General features: G+C 69.8%; 16 protein-coding genes. 9 read left to right on the forward strand and 7 right to left on the reverse strand.

What is annotated here, in order from left to right; all coding sequences use genetic code 11:
- Nucleotides 1–32: 32 nt before the first annotated feature.
- A complete protein-coding gene (locus H1D24_RS39405; RefSeq protein WP_017945871.1) occupies nt 33–296 on the reverse strand; it encodes a WhiB family transcriptional regulator in 264 nt (87 codons plus the stop codon).
- 703 nt (nt 297–999) lie between these two features.
- On the opposite strand from H1D24_RS39405, the gene H1D24_RS39410 reads away from it, so the two are divergent.
- The 3 genes from H1D24_RS39410 to H1D24_RS39420 all read left to right on the forward strand — a co-directional run bounded on the left by H1D24_RS39410 (nt 1,000) and on the right by H1D24_RS39420 (nt 3,908).
- Nucleotides 1,000–1,503 carry a cysteine dioxygenase gene (locus H1D24_RS39410; RefSeq protein WP_181662580.1) on the forward strand — a complete coding sequence of 168 codons (504 nt, stop codon included), beginning with the start codon at nt 1,000–1,002 and terminating at the stop codon, nt 1,501–1,503.
- A 90-nt stretch (nt 1,504–1,593) separates the two neighbouring features.
- The gene (gene cofD / locus H1D24_RS39415; protein WP_181662581.1) at nt 1,594–2,574 is read left to right on the forward strand and encodes a 2-phospho-L-lactate transferase; all 981 of its coding nucleotides are present in this window, start codon (nt 1,594–1,596) and stop codon (nt 2,572–2,574) included.
- 20 nt (nt 2,575–2,594) lie between these two features.
- Nucleotides 2,595–3,908 carry a coenzyme F420-0:L-glutamate ligase gene (locus tag H1D24_RS39420; protein ID WP_258564692.1) on the forward strand — a complete coding sequence of 438 codons (1,314 nt, stop codon included), beginning with the start codon at nt 2,595–2,597 and terminating at the stop codon, nt 3,906–3,908.
- A 179-nt stretch (nt 3,909–4,087) separates the two neighbouring features.
- Here H1D24_RS39420 and H1D24_RS39425 read toward each other — a convergent pair whose 3' ends face one another.
- The 3 genes from H1D24_RS39425 to H1D24_RS39435 all read right to left on the reverse strand — a co-directional run bounded on the left by H1D24_RS39425 (nt 4,088) and on the right by H1D24_RS39435 (nt 8,070).
- The gene (locus H1D24_RS39425) at nt 4,088–5,194 is read right to left on the reverse strand and encodes a DNA-3-methyladenine glycosylase family protein (RefSeq protein WP_181662583.1); all 1,107 of its coding nucleotides are present in this window, start codon (nt 5,192–5,194) and stop codon (nt 4,088–4,090) included.
- 253 nt (nt 5,195–5,447) lie between these two features.
- Nucleotides 5,448–6,530: a mannose-1-phosphate guanylyltransferase gene (gene manB / locus H1D24_RS39430; RefSeq protein ID WP_181662584.1), complete on the reverse strand. Its 1,083-nt coding sequence runs from the start codon at nt 6,528–6,530 to the stop codon at nt 5,448–5,450.
- Between the two features lie 130 nt (nt 6,531–6,660).
- Nucleotides 6,661–8,070 (reverse strand): N-acetylmuramoyl-L-alanine amidase, encoded by a 1,410-nt coding sequence (locus H1D24_RS39435; RefSeq protein WP_374064701.1) that lies wholly within the window; start codon nt 8,068–8,070, stop codon nt 6,661–6,663.
- 549 nt (nt 8,071–8,619) lie between these two features.
- On the opposite strand from H1D24_RS39435, the gene H1D24_RS39440 reads away from it, so the two are divergent.
- From H1D24_RS39440 to H1D24_RS39455, 4 genes are all read left to right on the forward strand, one after another.
- A complete protein-coding gene (locus H1D24_RS39440) occupies nt 8,620–9,375 on the forward strand; it encodes a TIGR03089 family protein (protein ID WP_181662585.1) in 756 nt (251 codons plus the stop codon).
- Nucleotides 9,376–9,818: 443 nt separating this feature from the next.
- Nucleotides 9,819–11,006 carry an LCP family protein gene (locus tag H1D24_RS39445; RefSeq protein WP_220137746.1) on the forward strand — a complete coding sequence of 396 codons (1,188 nt, stop codon included), beginning with the start codon at nt 9,819–9,821 and terminating at the stop codon, nt 11,004–11,006.
- Between the two features lie 223 nt (nt 11,007–11,229).
- Nucleotides 11,230–12,966, forward strand: coding sequence for an LCP family protein (locus H1D24_RS39450; RefSeq protein ID WP_181662587.1), 1,737 nt, complete (start codon nt 11,230–11,232; stop codon nt 12,964–12,966).
- Between the two features lie 66 nt (nt 12,967–13,032).
- Nucleotides 13,033–14,697 (forward strand): LCP family protein, encoded by a 1,665-nt coding sequence (locus tag H1D24_RS39455; protein WP_181662588.1) that lies wholly within the window; start codon nt 13,033–13,035, stop codon nt 14,695–14,697.
- 60 nt (nt 14,698–14,757) lie between these two features.
- Here H1D24_RS39455 and H1D24_RS39460 read toward each other — a convergent pair whose 3' ends face one another.
- Nucleotides 14,758–15,771 carry a glycosyltransferase family 2 protein gene (locus H1D24_RS39460; protein WP_181662589.1) on the reverse strand — a complete coding sequence of 338 codons (1,014 nt, stop codon included), beginning with the start codon at nt 15,769–15,771 and terminating at the stop codon, nt 14,758–14,760.
- Nucleotides 15,772–16,005: 234 nt separating this feature from the next.
- Between H1D24_RS39460 and H1D24_RS39465 the strand changes: the two genes are divergently transcribed.
- Nucleotides 16,006–17,499: an LCP family protein gene (locus tag H1D24_RS39465; protein WP_309484614.1), complete on the forward strand. Its 1,494-nt coding sequence runs from the start codon at nt 16,006–16,008 to the stop codon at nt 17,497–17,499.
- Nucleotides 17,500–17,536: 37 nt separating this feature from the next.
- Here the strand turns inward: H1D24_RS39465 and H1D24_RS39470 are convergent, their stop codons facing one another.
- Entirely contained in the window at nt 17,537–18,097 is a 561-nt protein-coding gene (locus H1D24_RS39470; RefSeq protein ID WP_181662590.1) for an acyl-CoA thioesterase, read from the reverse strand.
- Nucleotides 18,098–18,205: 108 nt separating this feature from the next.
- Here H1D24_RS39470 and H1D24_RS39475 point away from each other — a divergent pair, with 108 nt between their 5' ends.
- Nucleotides 18,206–19,525: an LCP family protein gene (locus H1D24_RS39475; RefSeq protein ID WP_181662591.1), complete on the forward strand. Its 1,320-nt coding sequence runs from the start codon at nt 18,206–18,208 to the stop codon at nt 19,523–19,525.
- Between the two features lie 60 nt (nt 19,526–19,585).
- Here H1D24_RS39475 and H1D24_RS39480 read toward each other — a convergent pair.
- The coding region (locus H1D24_RS39480; protein WP_258564693.1) for an acyl-CoA dehydrogenase family protein at nt 19,586–20,210 on the reverse strand (625 nt) is incomplete at its 5' end.

The raw sequence follows: 20,210 nt of genomic DNA on the forward strand, positions 1-20,210 counted from the left end.
ACTGTCCAGGCGACGGCCTTTGCAAGACCGCTTCAGACGGCTGCCTTCTTGAGCCGGCGGCGTTCGCGCTCGGAGAGGCCACCCCAGATACCGAACCGTTCGTCGTTGGCCAGCGCGTACTCGAGGCACTCGGAGCGGACCTCACACGCAAGGCAGACCTTCTTGGCCTCGCGGGTGGAGCCGCCCTTCTCGGGAAAGAAGGATTCGGGGTCGGTCTGGGCGCACAGCGCGCGCTCCTGCCAGCCGAGCTCCTCGTCCGCGTCCTCGACCAGCAGTTGCTGGAACAGCTCGGTCATGTGCGCCCCTCGTCTGTCTTTGCGTCCCCGTGATGCTGCCGTTACCGATACCGGTGAACGACACGAGTGAAATTACAAGTGTGCAGCTCCGGGCGAGTCAAGCCGAGATCTGCTATTGAGCCCCTTATTCACTCTGCGGAACCAAGCCCGTACAGAAAGTGTTCAAATCGGCATAAACCATGACACTTGCCAGTGACCCATGCGGACTTTGTGATCCCTGCAGAGAAGGACGCTCCGAACTTTCATGCGGTTCAGTCAGGTGCCCCAAAGCGAAACGGATCACATTCGGATCACAGGATCGCAACGGCGTTTGCTGCACCGACCTATGCGGCACCTGTCCCCGGCGCCACATGCACAAACCTTTCGCCATGCAGAGCAACCGGATGAGGTGAAACATGTCCCACATACCGGGCATCAGGTTGACAGCTGACGCATGAACCGCTGTCCTGGTGGGCATGCTCGTGAACTTGGCGCTTTCCGTGACCCGCCCCGGCGGGTTCCTCGGTGCTGCCCGCACGTGCTGTTGCTGTTGCTGTCCCAGCTGTTGAGCCACACCGCGCTCCGGCTGTCCCCTTCCGCCCTCCCAGGGACACCCTCCGCCCCGCAGGGGCACCCACCCGCCCGGCCGCGTCGGCCCTGCCGTCGGTGATCACGGGCGGCCCCACGACATCCAGCACTCTTCCGCCGAGGAACCACCGCATCCATGAACAGCGACAGCGACCTCCAGATCGCCGGCGACATCCTCGAGGTCCCCCACCTTCTCCAGCCCGCCCGCCAACACCCCGTCACCGTCGCCGAGTTCGCCGGTCTCGCCCGCTCCATCGCCGCCGACCGCGCGCAGTGGGAGCACCTCGTCCAGTACGACGCGACCTCCCGCTGGTACCACCGGCTGCGCACCGGGCCCGGATACGAGGTGTGGCTGCTCTCCTGGGTGCCCGGACAGGGCAGCGGGCTGCACGACCACGGGCCTTCGTCGGGCGTACTGACCGTGCTGGGCGGGCAGTTGACCGAGCGCACCGATCGCGGCACGCGCGCGTTGGGTGCGGGCTCGCAGCGGGTCTTCGCGCCCGGGTACGTCCACGAGGTCGTCAACGACTCCCTCGAGCCCGCCGTCAGCCTGCACATCTACTACCCGGGCCTGACCGAGATGCCGATGCACGCGGCTCGGTGCGCCTCGCGGTACGCGGAGGACACCGTCACGGCCTGACGGCCCGCGAGGAGCCCATTCACCGCTCGCGGTGGGCAAGGCCCCGCAACCGGCTCACGGGCTGTCGTACCCGCCTGCAAGACTTACGGCATGCGCATTGTGGTTCTGGCAGGCGGCATCGGTGGTGCCCGGTTCCTCCGCGGTCTCAAGCAGGCCGTCCCGGACGCCGACATCACCGTCATCGGCAACACCGCGGACGACATCCATCTTTTCGGCCTCAAGGTCTGCCCGGACCTCGACACGGTGATGTACACGCTCGGCGGCGGCATCAACGAGGAGCAGGGCTGGGGGCGTACGGACGAGACGTTCCACCTCAAGGAGGAGCTCGCGGCGTACGGCGTCGGGCCGGAGTGGTTCGGCCTCGGCGACCGCGACTTCGCGACGCACATCGTGCGGACGCAGATGCTGAGCGCCGGATACCCGCTCAGCGCCGTCACAGAGGCGCTGTGCGACCGGTGGAAGCCGGGTGTGCGGCTGCTGCCCATGTCCGACGACCGCGTCGAGACGCACGTCGCCGTCACGTTGCCTGACAGCGGCTCCGCCGCGGGCTCCGGCGAGCGCAAGGCCATCCATTTCCAGGAGTACTGGGTGCGGCTGCGCGCGTCGGTGCCCGCCGAGGCGGTCGTACCGGTCGGTGCCGAGCAGGCCAAGCCCGCGCCCGGCGTGCTCGAGGCCATCGCCGAGGCGGACGTCGTGCTCTTCCCGCCGTCCAACCCGGTCGTGAGCATCGGCACGATCCTGGCCGTGCCGGGGATCCGCGAGGCGATCGCCGACGCGGGCGTTCCGGTCGTGGGCCTCTCCCCGATCGTGGGGGACGCGCCCGTGCGCGGCATGGCCGACAAGGTGCTGGCCGCGGTGGGCGTGGAGTCCACCGCCGCCGCGGTCGCCGAGCACTACGGCTCGGGGCTGCTGGACGGCTGGCTTGTGGACACCGTCGACGCGGGCTCCGTGGAGCGCGTCGAGGCCGCCGGCATCCGCTGCCGCGCGGTTCCGCTGATGATGACCGACGTCGACGCCGCCGCACAGATGGCCCGCGAGGCGCTCGCGCTGGCGGAAGAGGTCCGCGGATGACGTCGGAGGGGGTCACGCGGATGACGTCCGAGGGGGCCGGTGCGGCGGGCTTTCGGGTGTGGGCCGTGCCCGGGATTCCCGAGGTGCGGGAGGGGGACGATCTGGCCAAGCTCATCGCGACCGCGGAGCCCGGCCTGGCGGACGGCGACGTCGTCCTCGTCACCTCGAAGATCGTCTCCAAGGCGGAGGGCCGCATCGTCGCCGCCGACTCGCGCGAGTCGGCCATCGACGCCGAGACGGTACGTGTCGTGGCGCGCCGCGGGACCCTTCGTATCGTCGAGAACAGGCAGGGTCTGGTGATGGCCGCGGCCGGGGTCGACGCGTCCAACACGCCCGCCGGGACCGTGCTGTTGCTGCCCGAGGACCCCGACGCGTCGGCACGGACCATCCGTGACGGGCTGCGCGACACCCTCGGCGTCGACGTGGGCGTGCTGGTCACCGACACCTTCGGGCGGCCCTGGCGCAACGGTCTGACGGATGTCGCCATCGGCGCCGCGGGCGTGCGCGTGCTCGACGACCTGCGCGGCGGGACCGACGCGTACGGCAATCCGCTCAGCGCCACCGTCGTCGCCACCGCCGACGAGCTGGCCGCCGCGGGGGATCTGGTGAAGGGCAAGGCCGAAGGGCTGCCGGTGGCGGTGGTCCGGGGCCTGCCCCACGTCCTGGCGGAGGAGCCCGAGGGCGCCCGGGTGATGGTCCGTGCCGCCCGCGACGACATGTTCCGGCTCGGCACGTCGGAGGCCGTGCGCGAGGCGGTGACCCAGCGGCGTACCGTCCGCGCATTCACGGACGAGTCGGTGGACCCGGGTGCGGTGCGGCGCGCGGTCGCGGCCGCCGTGACCGCCCCGGCGCCGCACCACACGACGCCGTGGCGCTTCGTTCTGCTCGAGTCGCCGGAGTCGCGGACGCGGCTGCTCGATGCCATGCGGGACGCCTGGATCGCGGATCTGCGGCGCGACGGCAAGTCCGAGGAGTCCATCGCCAAGCGCGTCCGGCGCGGAGACGTGCTGCGCAACGCGCCCTATCTGGTGGTGCCCTGCCTCGTGACCGACGGCGCGCACACGTACGGCGATCCGCGCCGGGACGGTGCCGAGCGCGAGATGTTCGTCGTCGCGGCCGGCGCGGGCGTGCAGAACTTCCTGGTCGCGCTGGCCGGAGAGCGGCTCGGCTCCGCCTGGGTCTCGTCGACGATGTTCTGCCGCGATGTCGTACGAGAGATCCTGGAGCTGCCGGAGGACTGGGATCCGATGGGAGCGGTGGCCGTGGGGCACGCGGCCGAAGCGCCGAAGGCGCGACCCGTGCGGGAGGCGGGGGCCTTCATCGAGGTGCGGTAGGTGTCGTTCGTCGGGGTGGGTTAGCCGCGTTCTGGGGCAGCGTTAGCCGCGTCCTGCAGCGCGTGCGTTCTGCGGCGCGTTAGCTGCGTTCTCCGGGGCGCGTGTGCGTCAGGCCGGTGCGTCGCGCGCTGCGTGTGCCTTGGCGGTCAGACGTCACGCGCTGCTTGTGCCCCGTTCGGTCACAGCGCCGCGATGTTCCCGCGTGGCATACGGGGTGTGCGGCGGGGCGGGGCATGGCCGCTGAGCAGGATCAGGCGGGCCGCGCGGTGGCGCTGGCCCTGTTCGGCGTACGGCTCGAGCAGTTCGAGCATCCTCGCGTCGTCGGCGTTCCGGTCGCCTGCGAGGGCGTAGCCGACGATGCCGGGGAGATGCAGGTCGCCGACGGTGATCGCGTCCGGCGCGCCGTTGCTTCGCTGCACGGTCTCGGCGGACGTCCAGGGGCCGATTCCGGGGATCAGTTCCAGGCGGGCCTGGGCCTTAGCGGGTTCCATGGCCGCCGCCTCCTCCAGGCGCCGGGCGACGCGGACCGCGCGCAGGATGGTCGAGGCGCGCTTGTTGTCGACGCCCGCGCGGTGCCACTCCCATGAGGGGATCAGCGCCCAGGTGCGTGGATCCGGCATCACGTACATGCGGTCCGGGGCCGGACCCGGAGCCGGCTCGCCGAATCTGCGCACCAGGAGCCGCCACGCGCGGTACGCCTCGTCCGTCGTGACCTTCTGCTCCAGGATCGACGGGATCAGGGACTCCATGACCAGGCCGGTACGGGTGAGGAGCAGACCCGGGCGTCGGCGCTCGGTGAGGGCGAGGAGGCGGTGGCGGGGTGTGAAGGCCGACGGGTCGTCCAACTCGCCCAGTAGGCGGGGGAGTTGCTCGAGCAGCCATTCCGCGCCCGGACCCCACGTCTCCCCTTCGGCCTCGGCGGTTTCCGGGTGCAGGGTGACCCGGAGTGTTCCCGGGCCCTGCGGGGTGCGGCTGGTGCGCCAGAAGGAGCCGTCCGCGGTGGGTTTGAAGGTGGGGTCGCCGGGCCCTCGGCGGAGGGGGCCCAGTACGAGGGCCAGGTTCAGGGGGCCGGGTGGGGTCCAGCGGCGGGTTTGGGGGGCGGGGCGCTGGTGTGGGAGCGCTGAGGGGCGGCCTTCTGCGGGGCGGCTTTCTGCGGGGCGGCTTTCTGCGGGCCCCTGGCCCCAGGGATCCCGTCCTGCGGCCGGGGGGCTCGTGGGCATGGCGGTGTCGCCGCCTCGCACGGTTGTGCGGGTGACGGTGGGGCGGGGGGCGAAGCGGCCTGCCACGGGTGGGGTCCTTGGGGTTGTCGTGTGCCCTCTGAGGGTATGCGGTGTTTCTCCCCCAGCCCGCCCTTCCCGAAAACCGGGGCTTTCGCCCCGGGGCCCCGGGCGTGCCGGTACGTTTTCGGGTGCGGGCCGTGGGGCGTTTGTGCCCACCCTCCCCCATTGCCTTAAGGGCATGGGAGGTACCCCCATCGCCCTGCGGACGCCTGCCCACAAACACAGTGCGACAACGCGCGTACGACTGCCCGCAAACGCGCTACTGGTCCGACGAGAAGCGCACCGTCGCGGGTGGGAGTTCCGCGTCGCACCAGACTCTTACGCCCTCCCTCAATTCGTTGTCGGCGCCGATTCTTGCGCCGTCGCCCACCACCGCGTCCGAGAGGATCGTGCGGGCGCCGATGCGGGCTTCTGCGCCGATGAGGGAGTCCGTGATGACCGCGCCCGGTTCGACGACGGCGCCGGCGAGGATCGTGCTGCCGGAGATCCGGGCGCCCTCGCCGATCCGGGCGTTCTCGCCGATCACTGTGCCGCCGGTCAGCTTCGCGTCGGGCGCCACCTGCGCCGATGGCAGCACCAGCCGGTCGCCGCAGCGGCCCGGAACGGCCGGCGAGGGGACTCGGCCGAGGACGAGGTCGGCGGAGCCGCGTACGAAGGCCTGGGGTGTGCCGAGGTCCAGCCAGTACGTCGAGTCGACCATGCCCTGGAGATGCGCCCCGGAGGACAGCAGGCCGGGGAACGTCTCCCGTTCCACCGAGACGGGGCGGCCCGCCGGGATCGTGTCGATGACCGAGCGGCGGAACACGTACGCGCCCGCGTTGATCTGGTCGGTGACGATCTCCTCGGGCGTCTGCGGCTTCTCCAGGAAGGCCGTCACACGCCCGGTGCCGTCGGTGGGCACGAGCCCGTACGCCCGCGGGTCCTCGACCCGCGTGAGGTGCAGGGAGACGTCCGCGCCCGACGACTCGTGCACCGAGACCAGGGCGGGGATGTCCAGACCGGTCAGGATGTCGCCGTTGAAGATCAGTACGGGATCGTCCGGGCCGGAGCGGAGACGCGACGCGACGTTGCGGATCGCCCCGCCCGTGCCCAGCGGCTCGCGTTCGGTGACGTACTCGAGATGCAGACCGAGCCGGGAGCCGTCGCCGAAGTACGGCTCGAAGACCTCGGCGAGATACGAGGTCGCCAGGACGATGTGTTCGATGCCTGCGGCTCTTGCCCGGGCCAGTTGGTGGGTGAGGAACGGAACGCCCGCCGCCGGAACCATCGGCTTCGGCGTGTTGACCGTGAGCGGACGCAGCCGTGTGCCCTTGCCGCCGACCAGGAGGATCGCTTCAGTCACCTGTCGTCTCTGCTTCCTGCTGGGGCCGGCCGATAAGTCTTTCGGCCGGCCAGTGTATGCAGACCGTGCGGTCGTACCGTGCAGCTGTTCTATTCGGATCCGCGGTATCCCAGTGATGAGCGTTCCGACGTCAACGGCCCTGGTAGCGGGCCGAGGCGAGCCGGAGCCCGTTGAGTTGCCGATAGAGGGCGGCACCCGGGCACTCGGTGAGGAAGCCGTCCCGATGCCCCGAAATCACACGGAGCCTTACCTTCCTCCCCTTCTTGTACTTGTTGCTGCCCCCTGACGTGAGGGTCGTCGAGCCCCAGGGATTGGCACCGAAAAGTCCGAGCTTCCATGCGGTCAGCCTGGCCACGGCCCTGACGGCCGCGGCGGACGGCTTGGACTTGGTGAAGGTCCCGAGGACGGCGATGCCCATGCTGTTGGTGTTGAAACCGAGCGTGTGTGCGCCCATGACGGGCTTCTCCACACCTCCGGCGCGGCCCTCGTAGATGTTTCCGCACTTGTCGACGACGAAGTTGTAGCCGATGTCACGCCAGCGATTGCTCTTGACGTGGTAGCGATAAATACTGCGGATGACTGAAGGGGCTTGTGAGCAGCGGTAGTTGTTGCCCGTGGCGGTGTGGTGCACGAACGCCGCCTGCACGGTCTTCGTATAGAGGAATTCGCGCTCACGGAGCTTCTCGTCCGCACGCCAGCCCTTGCGCGTGATGATGCGCGGGCGGGGGCCGATGTACGGCTTCGCGCCGACGGGGGCGGCGGATGAGCCGCGTGCGCCCAGTGCACCGCGTGAGCCCGGCGCGTCGGCTGCACTGCGCGGGCTGGTTGCAAGGGGTGCACCGGGTGCACTGGGTGCACTGGGTGCACTGGGTGCGCCGAGCGGGTCGACAGCATCCTCATCGGGCAGCTCGTCGGTGCGTGCGCCCTCCTGAGGGTGCTCGTCCGTCGCGGGTGCGGCCTGCGGTTCGTCCGCGGGAGCTTGACGGGACGGCGACTCGTCGCCAGGGTCGACGAGTTCGAGGCGCAGGCCCTCGGGAAGCGCTGTGCCGTGCTCGGCATCATGCCCGTCGGCCTCGGGCTCCGGGCTCACGCGGGCCTCCACCCCGTCCGAATCGCCGACCCACAGGGGTGCTGTGGCCCCACGGACGCGCCCCGTGGCGCGCTCCGCGCTCCCGGCGTCGGCGGCGTGCTCGAAGTTGTGGGTGTCCAGGTCCTGCCATGCGGACCAGGTCGTGGTGCCGGTGGCCCGGGTGCGTACCTGGACCCGGCCGTGCAGTTCGATGTCCGGGTTGTCCCAGACGAGGCCCACCAGCGAGAAGCGCCGCACCTGACGCTCCGCCAGTCCCTGCGCGACGGCCCCGGAACCCGGCGAACGGGCGGCGAAACCCATGGAACGCGCACGAGGACCGAAGGAACGGGTGGAGGCGGAGGGCACGGGTGCGAGCTGCAGTGACTGGGTGCTGCCAGGGACCGACCTCTCGGAGGCGGACGGAGCTTCCAGGCCGATGGAAGGGGAACGGGCTGCCAGGTCACCACCCACCGTCCGGCCGGAAGCCGCCGAGCCGGAAGCCGCCGAGCCGGTAGCCGCCGAGCCGACCCCTGTTCGACCGCGGAGGGCGGAGTCGACCAGTCCCCGGCCGCCCGGGACAGCAGCCGCGGGGCCGGGGCCGGGCAGAGGCACAGCGGGATGGGCCGCCGTGAGACCGAACGGCGCCGGGTCGACGCCTGTCCCGCGGAGTTGGTCCGCAGCCACACCGGGTGTCAATCCGGGCCTAGATCCGACCTTCTGACGGGTCGGATCGTCCGGCACCTGCCAGTGAACGGGAGACACGGCATCGGACCCCCGCGGGGCGACGGTGGCGGCCTGGGCGCCGAAGGAGGGGACGGCGAGTGGGAGGGCGAGAGCTGTCGCGCATGTGACGCCGATGGAGGAGGCAAGGAATCCACGCATACAGGTGATGTTGTACATAGCGGGATATGTCTGTCTATGGAAAGTTGACGGCCCGTCGGCTGAAACGGGGACACCGCGGGACCGCCGATCCCCCGGCCGGGCGCACGACTTCGCCCCCGGGACGCGTAACCTTGCGGCGTGAACGCCACCGATCGCACCCCTGCCGACCTGCTGCGATCCGCGCTCGCCGCGGACCCGGCGCGCCCCTTGGTGACCTTCTACGACGATGCCACCGGCGAGCGCGTCGAATTGTCCGTGGCCACCTTCGCCAATTGGGTGGCCAAGACTGCCAATCTGCTGCAGGGCGACCTTGCCGCGGAGCCCGGCGACCGGCTCGCACTGCTGCTGCCCGCGCACTGGCAGACGGCGGTGTGGCTGCTGGCCTGTTCGTCGGTGGGCGTCCTCGCGGATGTCGGCGGCGACCCTGCGGCCGCCGATCTCGTCGTCAGCGGTCCCGACTCGCTCGACGCGGCGCGCGCCTGCTCCGGCGAACGCGTCGCACTGGCGCTGCGGCCGCTCGGCGGGCGGTTCCCGCAGACGCCCGAAGGATTCATGGATTACGCGGTCGAGGTGCCGAGCCAGGGCGACCGCTTCGCGCCGTACGCACCGGTGGACCCGGAGGACCCCGCGTTGATCGTCGCCGGGGCGGAGTTGTCGGGCGCCGAGGTGGTCGAACGTGCTCTCACCGATGCGGCGGGTCTCGGGCTGACGGGACCCGGATCGCGTCTGCTGTCCACACTGCCGTACGACACCTGGGAGGGGCTGAGCGCCGGGCTGTACGCGCCGCTGGCGACCGGGGGCTCCGTGGTCCTGTGCCGGCACGTGGAGCGGCTCCCCGCGGACGGTCTTGCGAAGCGGATCGAGAGCGAGCGGGTCACAGCGACGGCGCGCTGACGCCGCCATCGCGGCACCGCGCCACGCTACTGACGCCGCCGTCGCTGCCCCCTGCCACGCTGCTGCCGCCGCAGCGTGGCACGGCGCCGTCCCGCTGGGCGGCCGGCCCCAGGCTCCGCCCCGCACCCCCGGAAATCGCCCTCCGGGCTCGTCCTCAAACTCCCCCAGCCAACGCCGAGGGTGCCCCCCAGGAGGTGCCCCCAGACGGGCTGATTTCGCTCGTCCTCAGAATCCGGACGGGCCCCGTAACCCATTCAGCCCAGCCGAGCCCCGGGTCCACGGGCCCCCGCGGCCGTCCCGGGCCATGGTCGTAGGAGCACCACCTACGCCAGGGGACGCCACGAGGGGTGGAGGAAGTCGTGACCGACACCGCCGGCACGCCTTCCGGGACTGATCAACCGGAGGGCAGGACTCCCGGGCCAGCCGCCGGCAGGCGGTCCACCCTGGGCCCCGGTGCGGGTGCCTCCGCCGTCGGCCGGCGTCCCACACCGGGCCCGGGCACGGGTGCCTCTGCCGCCGGAGGCCGGACGCGTCAGCGGCGGAAGCGGTGGCTGCGGCGTACGGCCTGGGGCACGGCCGTCTTCGTGCTCGCCGCCGGCGGCACCGGATGGGCGGTCTACGAGAAGCTCAACGGCAACATCACCAAGGACATGCAGGCGGCCGAGGAACTCAAGCGGTACGAGAGGGAGCGCCCGACGCCGTCGGCGCAGGGCGCGCAGAACATCCTTCTGATCGGCTCCGACACCCGGGCGGGCGCGGGCAACGCCAAGTACGGCCGGGACTCGGGCACCGCGCGCTCCGACACCACGATCCTGCTGCACCTCGCGGCCGACCGGCAGAGCGCGACCGCCGTGTCCATACCCCGCGACCTGATGGTCGACGTGCCCAGCTGCCACAAGCCGGACGGCACCAGCACCGAGCCGGTGTTCGCCATGTTCAACCACGCCTTCGAGGCGGGCGGTTCGGCGTGCACGATACGGACGGTCGAGAAGCTCACGGACATACGCATCGACCACCACATGGTCGTGGACTTCGGCGGCTTCACGAAGATGGTCGATGCGCTGGGCGGCGTGGACGTCTGTCTCGCGGAGCCGATCGACGACCCGGACGCCCATGTGAAACTGCCCGCGGGCCGGCACCGGCTGAGCGGCGAAGCGGCCCTTGGTTTCGTACGCGCCCGCAAGAGCCTCGGCGACGGCAGCGACACCGAGCGCATGGACCGCCAACAGCGGTTTCTCGGCGCCGTGGTCAACAAACTGCGGAGCGACGACGTACTGCTCAACCCGGTGAAGCTCTATCCGGTGCTGGACGCGGCGACCTCGTCGCTCACCACGGATCCGGGTCTGGGCAACCTGCGCGGTCTCTACGACTTGGTGCGCGGCATGCGCGATATCCCCACGGAACGCGTGCAGTTCCTTACGGTTCCCCGGGCACCCTACGCGAACAACGCAAACCGGGATCAACTGGTGGAACCAGCCGCAGAACACCTCTTTGCCCAGCTACGCACGGACGCACCGGTGGCCGTGACGCCCCAGTCGGACACGGACAAAGGTGACGAAGAGGCCGGCGACTCCTCGAACCCGCCTTCCACATTTCGCGGAAACACGGCAGCCGACGACGGCTGCGGGTAAAGCGCTCGCCAACCACGTGAAAATGTCTTTAATGAATTGCACCGGATTGCCCGGTTGTAGGGACGTGGAATTTGTCACCGCCGTCGCTGGACGCTGAAGTGGACGGATAGTGTGAGCGATCCGGTGCATCAGGCCACGAGGTCGCGCACTGTTTCACCGACTGACCGAGCGCCTTTTGAGGGGGAAAGGCGCCGCGTGGCCCCGACGGAGGACTCAAGAAACCGTGGACGCGCAAGGCCGTTGGCGGGCGGACGACATCGACCCCGCAGACCAGTGGGTACTCAACCCCACCACCGGTGACTACGAACTGCGACTGAGCCCCTCCGCAGGGCAGTCGACCGTCCCGGGCCCCCGCAGATCCCGCGGCGGTCCGGGCGCCCAGGTCCGCTCGCCCATGGGCGCCGCTACCGCTCCGCGAGGGCACACCGCTCCCGTCCGCGACACTCCGGCGGCTCCCGCCCCCGAGGTCCCCGGCCCTCGTAGGCGACGCATGCCCGAGCCGCCCCCGAGCCGCCGCAAGGGCCGGCCGAAGAAGTCGAAGGCGAAGAAGGCACTGATGTGGACCGGAGGCATCATGGCCTTCGTCCTCATCGGGGGTTCGACGGCCGGGTACCTCTACTACCGGCACCTCAACAACAACATCAGTGCCGTCCCCGACGACGGCGCCGGCACCGGCGGCTTCTCCAAGGACCGGGCGATCAACATCCTGCTGATCGGTACCGACAAACGCACCGGCAAGGGCAACGAGGGCTACGGCGACTCGGGCAGCCTGGGTCACGCGGACACGACGATCCTGCTCCATGTCTCCAAGGACCGGACGAACGCGACCGCGTTGAGCATTCCGCGCGACATGATCGTGGACATCCCGGACTGCCCGACCACGCAGGAGGACGGCACCAAGAAGACCATTCCGGGTACCTCCCAGACCCGCTTCAACGAAAGCCTCGGCCAGTCAGGCCGCACACCGAGCTGCACGATGCGCACGGTGACCGAGATCACCGGCCTGGTGCCCGACCACTTCATGGTGGCCGACTTCAACGCGGTGAAGACGCTGTCGACCGCGGTCGGCGGCGTGGAGGTCTGTCTCGCCAAGGACATAAACGACCCGAAGTCGCACCTGAAGCTCTCCCAGGGCAAGCACACCATCAAGGGTGACCAGGCTCTCGCCTTCGTCCGCACGCGCCATTCCGTCGGATTCGGCGGTGACCTGAGCCGGATCGAGCTGCAGCAGCAGTTCCTCAGCTCGCTGATGCGCAAGCTCAAGTCGAACGACACGCTCACCAGCCCGTCGAAGATGGTCGATCTGGCGGAGGCGGCCACCAAGGCACTGACGGTCGACTCGAAGATCGCGGACATCAAGAAGCTGGCCGGCCTGGGCCAGGAGATCGGCAAGGTCAACACCAAGAACCTCACCTTCGCCACGACACCGGTCGTCGACAACACCGACGGCGCGACCGTGTTGCTCAACGAGTCGAAGGCCAAGACCCTCTTCGCCTTCATGAAGGAAGACATCTCGCTCACCGAGGTGAAGAAGAAGGAGAAGGAGAAGGTGGCGGCCCGTCTCAAGGGCTCCCGCGCCGACGCCTCCGAGGTACGGGTCAACATCTACAACGGCGGCGCCCCCGCCGGTTCCGCCCAGGAAACCCTCACCTGGCTGCAGAACGAAGAGGGCGTGCTCAAGTCCAGCCAGCTCGGCAACGCGGACACGACCCAGAAGACGACGACGCTCGAGTACGCGCCCGACCAGGCTGATCAGGCGCGCAAGCTCGCCGACATCATGGGGCTGACCGCATCCCAGCTCAAGCCGGGCGAGAGCGAGGAAACCGCACAGGGCCTGCCGGCGATGAAGCTGATACTCGGCAAGGACTACAAGGGTGCCGGCGTGACGACCACCGACCCGTCGAAGGCGACGGACGGGGTCCAGAACGTCCAGGCGGACAAAACAGTGTGTGCCAAGTGACCGACAGCGGCCGTCCTGCGTCTGACAGGGCGGCCGCTGCACAAGGCACAGGGGGAGGGACAGCACATGAGGGAGAGCAGCGTACGCGGGGAGAGATCGCGACCACGCGTCCGTGATGCCGAAGCACTCGGCTGGGACGAGACCCTTTACGAAGGCCAGGGCAGGGGGGACGAGGAGTCCGAGCCGCGGGAGCGCGGCCGGCGCGGCGGTGGGGGTAGGCGACGCGCGGGCGGTCCCCGGCCGCCGCGCCGCAGACGCCGGATACTCCGCTGGTTCGCCACGGTTCTGTCGGTACTGATACTCGGCACCGCCGGTGCCGGCTATCTGTACTACGAGCACCTGAACAGCAAAATCAAGAAGGACAAGCTCAGCCTCGGCGACGAGAAGAACAGGCCCGCCAAGGCGAAGGCGAACGCCGCGGGCCAGACCCCGCTGAACATCCTGCTCATCGGCTCGGACGCCCGGGACACCAAAGAGAACCAGAAACTCGGTGGCGCCAAAGAGACCTTCGGCGCCGCCCCTCTCGCGGACGTCCAGATGCTGCTGCACCTCTCTGCCGACCGCAGCAACATGTCGGTGATCAGCATGCCGCGCGACACCCTGCTGCAGATTCCCGAGTGCACCGACCCGGACACCGGCCAGGTGTTTCCGGCAAGCACGGGGCGCCTGATGACGAACCAGTCACTCGGCCGCGGCGGGCCCGGCTGCACGGTCGCCACCTGGGAGCAGCTGACCGACATTCACATCGATCACTTCATGATGGTGGACTTCGCCGGTGTGGTGTCGATGGCGGACGCGGTCGGCGGCGTCCCGGTCTGTGTGACCGCCAATATCTCCTCGAGGGACAGACAGGGCCATGGCTCCGGGCTGAAGTTGGAGAAGGGCACCACCCCGGTCAAGGGCAAGCAGGCCCTGCAGTGGCTGCGTACCCGCTACGGCTTCGAGGACGGCAGCGACATCGCCCGCGCCAAGGCCCAGCACCAGTACATGAACTCGCTGGTCCGCCAGCTGCGCGCGAACGCGACGCTGAGCAACCCCACGCAGCTGCGGAGACTCGCCGAGACCGCCACCGACGCGCTCACCGTCGACGAGGGCCTGGGCACCGTCGGGAAGCTCCTCGCCCTCGGCAACCAGTTGAAGGAGGTGTCGCCGAAGCGGATCACCATGACCACGATGCCGTTCCAGTACGTGGGCAGCCGCGTGGAGCCGAAACGCGGCGACGCCGAGAAGCTGTTCCGCCTGGTGCGCGAGGACATAGCCCTCGACGGCAAGGACAAGAAGAAGTCCACCGCGGAGGAGACCTCGAAGGACCCGGCCGCCGCGGACGACGAGATCGGCGTGCAGGTCCAGAACGGCACCCGCACCGCCACGCTCGATCCGGTCGGCGGGCGCGCGAACGCGGTGGCGCAACTCCTGGTCGGCAAGGGCTTCACCAAGGCGGCGGCCGACGCGTCGGTGGCGCTGACCGAGGACAAGACGATCGTGCGCTACCCGAGCGCCGAACTGGAGGGCGACGCGCAGGCGGTCGCCAAGTCCCTCGGTGTTCCGCTGAGTTCGGTGGAGAAGTCGACCCGGGTCTCCGGCGTCACGCTGGTGGTGGGCGCCGACTGGCGCGAGGGCACCGCGTACGAGGCCAAGGCGGAGGACGACAAGAGCCCGAAGTCGGCCAAGCTCCTCAACGGCGCGAACGACAAGGCGTGTATGCGCGTGAACCCGGCCTTCACCTGGTAGTGGACGGGGCCCGGCTCCGGCGGTCCTCGGCGCGTACCGAGGGCCGCCGGGCGGCCGGGATCAGGCCTGGGTGACGACCGCCGGCCTTCGCGACGCGATGACCTTCCTCGCCAGCGCCCGCGGGCTGGTCAGAAAGCCCCAGCCCCACGACATGTGCATCGTGGCGAGGGCGACGGGGATCTGCAGCCGCGCCTTCAGCGACAGGCCCTTGCCCGCGGGCACGGACCCGGCCGCGATGGCGGCGAGATAGCCGCCGGGTATCACGAACCCCCACGGCGTGAGCGCGGCGCCCACCACGATGCCGGCGGCGATGGCGCACACGGCGGTCGGCGGAGCGAGGTAGCGCAGGTTGATCGAGCCCCGGTGGTAGCGCGCGACGACATGGCGCCAGCGGCCGTAGTCCTTGTACTGCTTGGCGAGGGCCTTCACCGACGGCCTCGGGCGGTACGAGACCTTCAGCTCCGGCGAGAACCAGATGAGGCCGCCCGCCTCGCGGATACGGAAGTTCAGCTCCCAGTCCTGGGCGCGGATGAACTCCTCGTTGTAGCCGCCCTGCTGCTCCAGGGCCGCGCGGCGGAAGACCCCCAGGTACACGGTCTCGGCGGGGCCTGCCTCGCCGCCCGTGTGGAAGGCCGCGTTGCCGACGCCGATCTTCGAGGTCATGGCGGCCGCGACCGCATGCTCCCAGTCGTTCTCTCCCTCGGCGTGCATGATGCCGCCGACGTTCTGCGCGCCGGTCTCCTCCAGGAGGCGGACGGCGGTCGCGATGTAGTTCGGCGAGAGGATCCCGTGGCCGTCGACGCGCACCACGATCGGGTGCCGGGACGCCTTGATCGCCGCGTTCAGCGCGGCGGGGGTGCGGCCCGTGGGGTTCGGCACGGTGTGCACCCGGGGGTCCTCGCGCACCAGCTCGGCGGCGATCTCGTCGGTACGGTCCGTGGACGGGCCCAGCGCGATGACCACCTCCATCTCGCCCTCGTACTCCTGCGCGAGGATGGCGTGGACGGCTCCGCGCAGATGCCGCTCCTCGTCGAGGACGGGCATGATCACGGATACGGCGGGAGGGTGGGTCATGTCTTCCTGCGTCACGTTGGGGTACCGGCCGGGTCTCACGGGCCGACGGCGGCAGCCGCCGACGTCGGAGCCCCGGGATGTGCAGCGTTTCGGAGGGTCACGTTACCGCGAACGGGGGACAGGGACGCGCGCCGTCCGGGTCATTACCGCAGGCCGCATTTCGTATCGCCGTACCGTGCTCGGGATTCCCCGGCCCGTCTCGGTCTCCCGACCGTACTGCGGAGGTACCCCCTCGTGCCCACGCCGCCCAGCTCGCCCGCCCGTCCGCAGCGCCGCCCGCAGCCGTGGCGGAGCAGGCGGCCCGCACCGGCACCCGAGCCTCCTCAGGCGGCAGGGCGCAGGCGGCGGCCGCAGTGGGCCATGCGGGCGGCGACGACGCTCTCGGTGGTGGTCCTGGCCTCGGCCGGAATCGGGCATGCGCTGGTGACCAGCGTGGACAAGGGGGGGATCGAGCGGGTCGACCCCTTCAAGGACATGAAGAACAGACCCGCCGCCGGCCACGGCATGAACGTTCTGCTGGTCGGCACGGACGACCGCGACAAACTCTCCCGGGAGGAGAAGGCCAAGTACCACCTCGGCGGCGCCCCCTGCCACTGCACGGACACGATCATGATCGTGCACATCTCGCAGGACCGGAAGCGCGCCAGCGTCGTGAGCCTCCCGCGCGACTCGTACGCCGAGATGCCCGCGCACTTCGACGAGACCACCGGCGAGAAACACCACTCCCACCCGGTCAAGATCAACGCGGCGTACGCGGAGGGTGGTCCACAGCTCACCGTCCGCACCGTGGAGCACATGACGCACCTCAAGATCGACCACTATCTCGAGGTCGACTTCACCAGCTTCATGAAGACCGTGGACGCGCTCGGCGGTGTGCAGATCTGCACTACGAAGCGTCTGGCGGACTCGCACACGAGGCTCGATCTGTCCCCGGGCACCCACACGCTGGACGGCGGCGAGGCGCTGCAGTACGTGCGCTCCCGGTACATCGACGGGGGCTCCGACCTGAGTCGTATGCAGCGCCAGCAGCGCTTCCTGGCCGCGCTGATCGCCAAGGCCACGTCGTCCGACATCCTGCTGAACCCGGTGAAGTTCCGCGACGCCACGCGGGCCGTGCTCGGCTCCGTGCGTGCGGACAAGGGCTTCGGTGCCGACGAGATGCTCGCCCTGGGGCATGCGATGCGGCGCTTCTCACCGAAGTCGTCGGAGTTCACGACGGTGCCGGTGGGCGGGAGCGAGCAGCTGAAGGGCGTCGGCACGACCCTGAAGTGGGACATGGGCAAGTCCGAGAGGATCTTCCAGGCGCTGCGCGACGACAAGCCGCTGACTGTGCCCCGCGCGCGACCGCGGGCGACGCTCGTCGACGTCGCACCGCAACAGATCCGGGTGCAGGTCGAGAACGGCACGCGCACACCCGGCCTGGGCCGCCGCGTCGACAGCGCCCTGCGCGCCAATGGCTTCCTGACAACCAAGGCGCCGGTGAACGCGGACAGGCAGCAGGCCCTGACGCGCACGATCGTCGCGTACGACCCGCGCTGGGACCGCTCGGCGAAGACCCTCGCGACGGCACTGCCGGGCAGCGAGCTGCGCCCCGTCAAGGGCCAGGGCGCGCTGCTGAAGGTGATCGCGGGCACGGACTTCAAGCAGGTCAGGCCGGTGCGGGCGGAGGAGGAGGTCCGGGCGGACAAGCTCTCCGCGGTCACGGGCGACCAGGTCGTGTGCCCTTGAGCACACTGTCGGCCTGACCAGACTGTGGACTCGGGACTCAGTCCTCGAAGCCGTCGGCCGCACGCTGGTCGCGCAGCTCCTTGATGGCGCGGCGGCGCGCCAGCCGGTGTGTGCGCCGGATCTGTGCCTCCTGGTAGCGCCGCTTGTCCCGCTCGGTCTCGGGAATCACCGGCGGTACGACGCGGGGCTTGCCGTCGGAGTCGACGGCGGCGAAGACGAGATAGGCGGAGCCGACCTGCTGGGCCGGGGCCGATTCGTTCCAGCGCTCGGCCAGGACCCGGACGCCGACCTCCATCGAGGTCCGCCCGGTCCAGTTGACCTGCGCCTTCACATGCACCAGATCGCCCACGCGGACCGGCTCCAGGAACGCCATCTCGTCCATCGACGCGGTGACCGCGGGCCCGCCCGAGTGCCGTCCGGCGACGGCGCCGGCGGCGTCGTCCACCAGCTTCATGATCACCCCACCGTGCACCGTGCCGAGGAGGTTGGTGTCGTTGTGGGTCATGATGTGGCTCAGTGTGGTGCGGGACGCCGACGTCGGCTTGCCCGGTATAGCGCCCGGAATGCTGGGTTCCGCGCCGTGGGCCTGGTCTGTCATGGCGTCCACCTTATGCCGGGCGTATATGTGTCAGCTCTGCAACAGCCCTGGTGTGATTTTCCACGTGACCTTGTGGGACACACAGCCGGAGACGGCACACTGGGCCGCATGAGCGATTGGCCAGGCGGATGGACCGGCGACACCCGTGACAACGGCGGCGACCGTTACGGACGCGGCAGCGCGAGCGCAGACCCCGAGGGCGCCCGCGTGATGCGTCATGTGCAGCGCGGCCAGGTGCCCCGTCCCCGCCCGTCGGCTCCGCCGCGCGGCGGAGTCCCGCCGCAGCCCTCGTACGGAAACGGCGAGCGCTATCAGGACGGATACGCCCAGGGCCCCGGCGACGCCTACGACAGCGGCTACAACACCGGCCAGGTCTACGGCTCGGGCGGCGGCCGCCGGGGTGGCGACGACGACGGGTACGACTACTACGGCACGGCACGCCCCGCGCCGAACTGGCGGCGGCGAATAAAGGTCGGCTCGCTCACCCTCGTCGTGGTCCTGCTCGCGGTGTCGATCGGCACGTACTTCTGGGCCGACTCGAAGCTCAAGCGCGAGGTGGACCTCTCCAAGGTCATCGAGCGGCCAGCGGAGGGCGAGGGCACGAACTACCTGATCGTCGGCTCCGACAGCCGCGAGGGCATGACCGCCGAGGAGAAGAAGAAGCTCCACACCGGCTCCGCCGAGGGCAAGCGCACGGACTCGATGATGATCCTGCACGTCGGCGCCAACGGGAACACGATGATCTCGCTGCCCCGCGACTCGAACGTCGTGATCCCCACCTTCGTGGGCTCCGAGTCGGGCAAGACCTTCCCGGGCACGGGCCGCCAGGTGAAGCTGAACGCCGCGTACGCGGAGGACGGCCCCGAGCTGCTGGTCCGCACCGTCGAGTACAACACCGGCCTGCACATCGACCACTACGCGGAGATCGGCTTCGCCGGCTTCGCCAAGATCGTCGACGCGGTCGGCGGCGTCGAGATGGACATCCCCAAGGCGTTCAAGGACAAGAACTCCGGCGCCGACTTCCAGGCGGGCAAGCAGACCCTCAACGGCGAACAGGCCCTGGCCTTCGTCCGCACCCGGTACGCGTTCCCGGGCAGCGACCTCGCCCGTACGAAGAACCAGCAGAAGTTCCTCGCGGCCCTCGCCAGCCAGGCGGCAACTCCGTCTACGGTCCTCAACCCCTTCAAGCTGTATCCGACGATGGGGGCCGGCCTGGACACGCTGGTCGTGGACAAGGACATGAGCCTGTTCGATCTGGCGTCCATGTTCTGGGCGATGAAGGGCATCACCGGCGGAGACGGCACGTCCATGAACATGCCGCTCTCCGGCAACGCCGCGAACGGCAACCTCCAGTGGGACACCACGAAGGTCAAGACCCTGGTGAACGAGCTGAAGAACGACGAGAAGGTGACGGTGTCGGGCGACTGAGCGCCGTCTTCGTACGCCGATGGGCCCCGCCGATCAGATCGGCGGGGCGTGTGCCGTGCCTTACGGCAGGTTGCGGGCCATCACGATGCGCTGGACCTGGTTGGTGCCCTCGTAGATCTGGGTGATCTTCGCGTCGCGCATCATCCGCTCCACCGGGTAGTCACGGGTGTAGCCGTACCCGCCAAGGAGCTGCACCGCGTCGGTGGTGACCTCCATCGCCACGTCCGAGGCGAAGCACTTCGCGGCCGCGCCCTGGAAGGTCAGGTCGCCATCGCCCCGCTCCGACTTCGCCGCCGCCGCATACGTCAGCTGACGGGCCGCCTCGATCTTCATCGCCATGTCCGCCAGCATGAACTGGATGCCCTGGAAGTCCGCGATCGGCTTGCCGAACTGCTTGCGCTCCTGGACATATCCCTTGGCGTAGTCCAGCGCGCCCTGCGCGATACCCAGCGCCTGCGCGGCGATCGTGATCCGCGTGTGGTCCAGCGTGCGCATCGCCGTCGCGAACCCCGTGCCCTCCGCACCGATCATCCGGTCGGCCGGGATGCGCACGTTGTCCAGGTACACCTCGCGGGTCGGCGAGCCCTTGATGCCCAGCTTCTTCTCCGGCGCACCGAACGAGACACCCTCATCCGACTTCTCCACCACGAACGCGGAGATGCCCTTGGAGCGCTTCGTCGGGTCC

Source organism: Streptomyces himalayensis subsp. himalayensis (genome assembly GCF_013778455.1).
Lineage (GTDB): Bacteria > Actinomycetota > Actinomycetes > Streptomycetales > Streptomycetaceae > Streptomyces > Streptomyces himalayensis.

Coding starts and splice junctions, on each gene's coding strand:
- H1D24_RS39460 (WP_181662589.1), bottom strand. CDS start 15,771: ATGACCCACCCTCCCGCCGTATCCGTGATCATGCCCGTCCTCGACGAG.
- H1D24_RS39455 (WP_181662588.1), top strand. CDS start 13,033: ATGAGGGAGAGCAGCGTACGCGGGGAGAGATCGCGACCACGCGTCCGT.
- H1D24_RS39470 (WP_181662590.1), bottom strand. CDS start 18,097: ATGACAGACCAGGCCCACGGCGCGGAACCCAGCATTCCGGGCGCTATA.
- H1D24_RS39405 (WP_017945871.1), bottom strand. CDS start 296: ATGACCGAGCTGTTCCAGCAACTGCTGGTCGAGGACGCGGACGAGGAG.
- cofD (WP_181662581.1), top strand. CDS start 1,594: ATGCGCATTGTGGTTCTGGCAGGCGGCATCGGTGGTGCCCGGTTCCTC.
- H1D24_RS39475 (WP_181662591.1), top strand. CDS start 18,206: ATGAGCGATTGGCCAGGCGGATGGACCGGCGACACCCGTGACAACGGC.
- H1D24_RS39420 (WP_258564692.1), top strand. CDS start 2,595: ATGACGTCCGAGGGGGCCGGTGCGGCGGGCTTTCGGGTGTGGGCCGTG.
- H1D24_RS39410 (WP_181662580.1), top strand. CDS start 1,000: ATGAACAGCGACAGCGACCTCCAGATCGCCGGCGACATCCTCGAGGTC.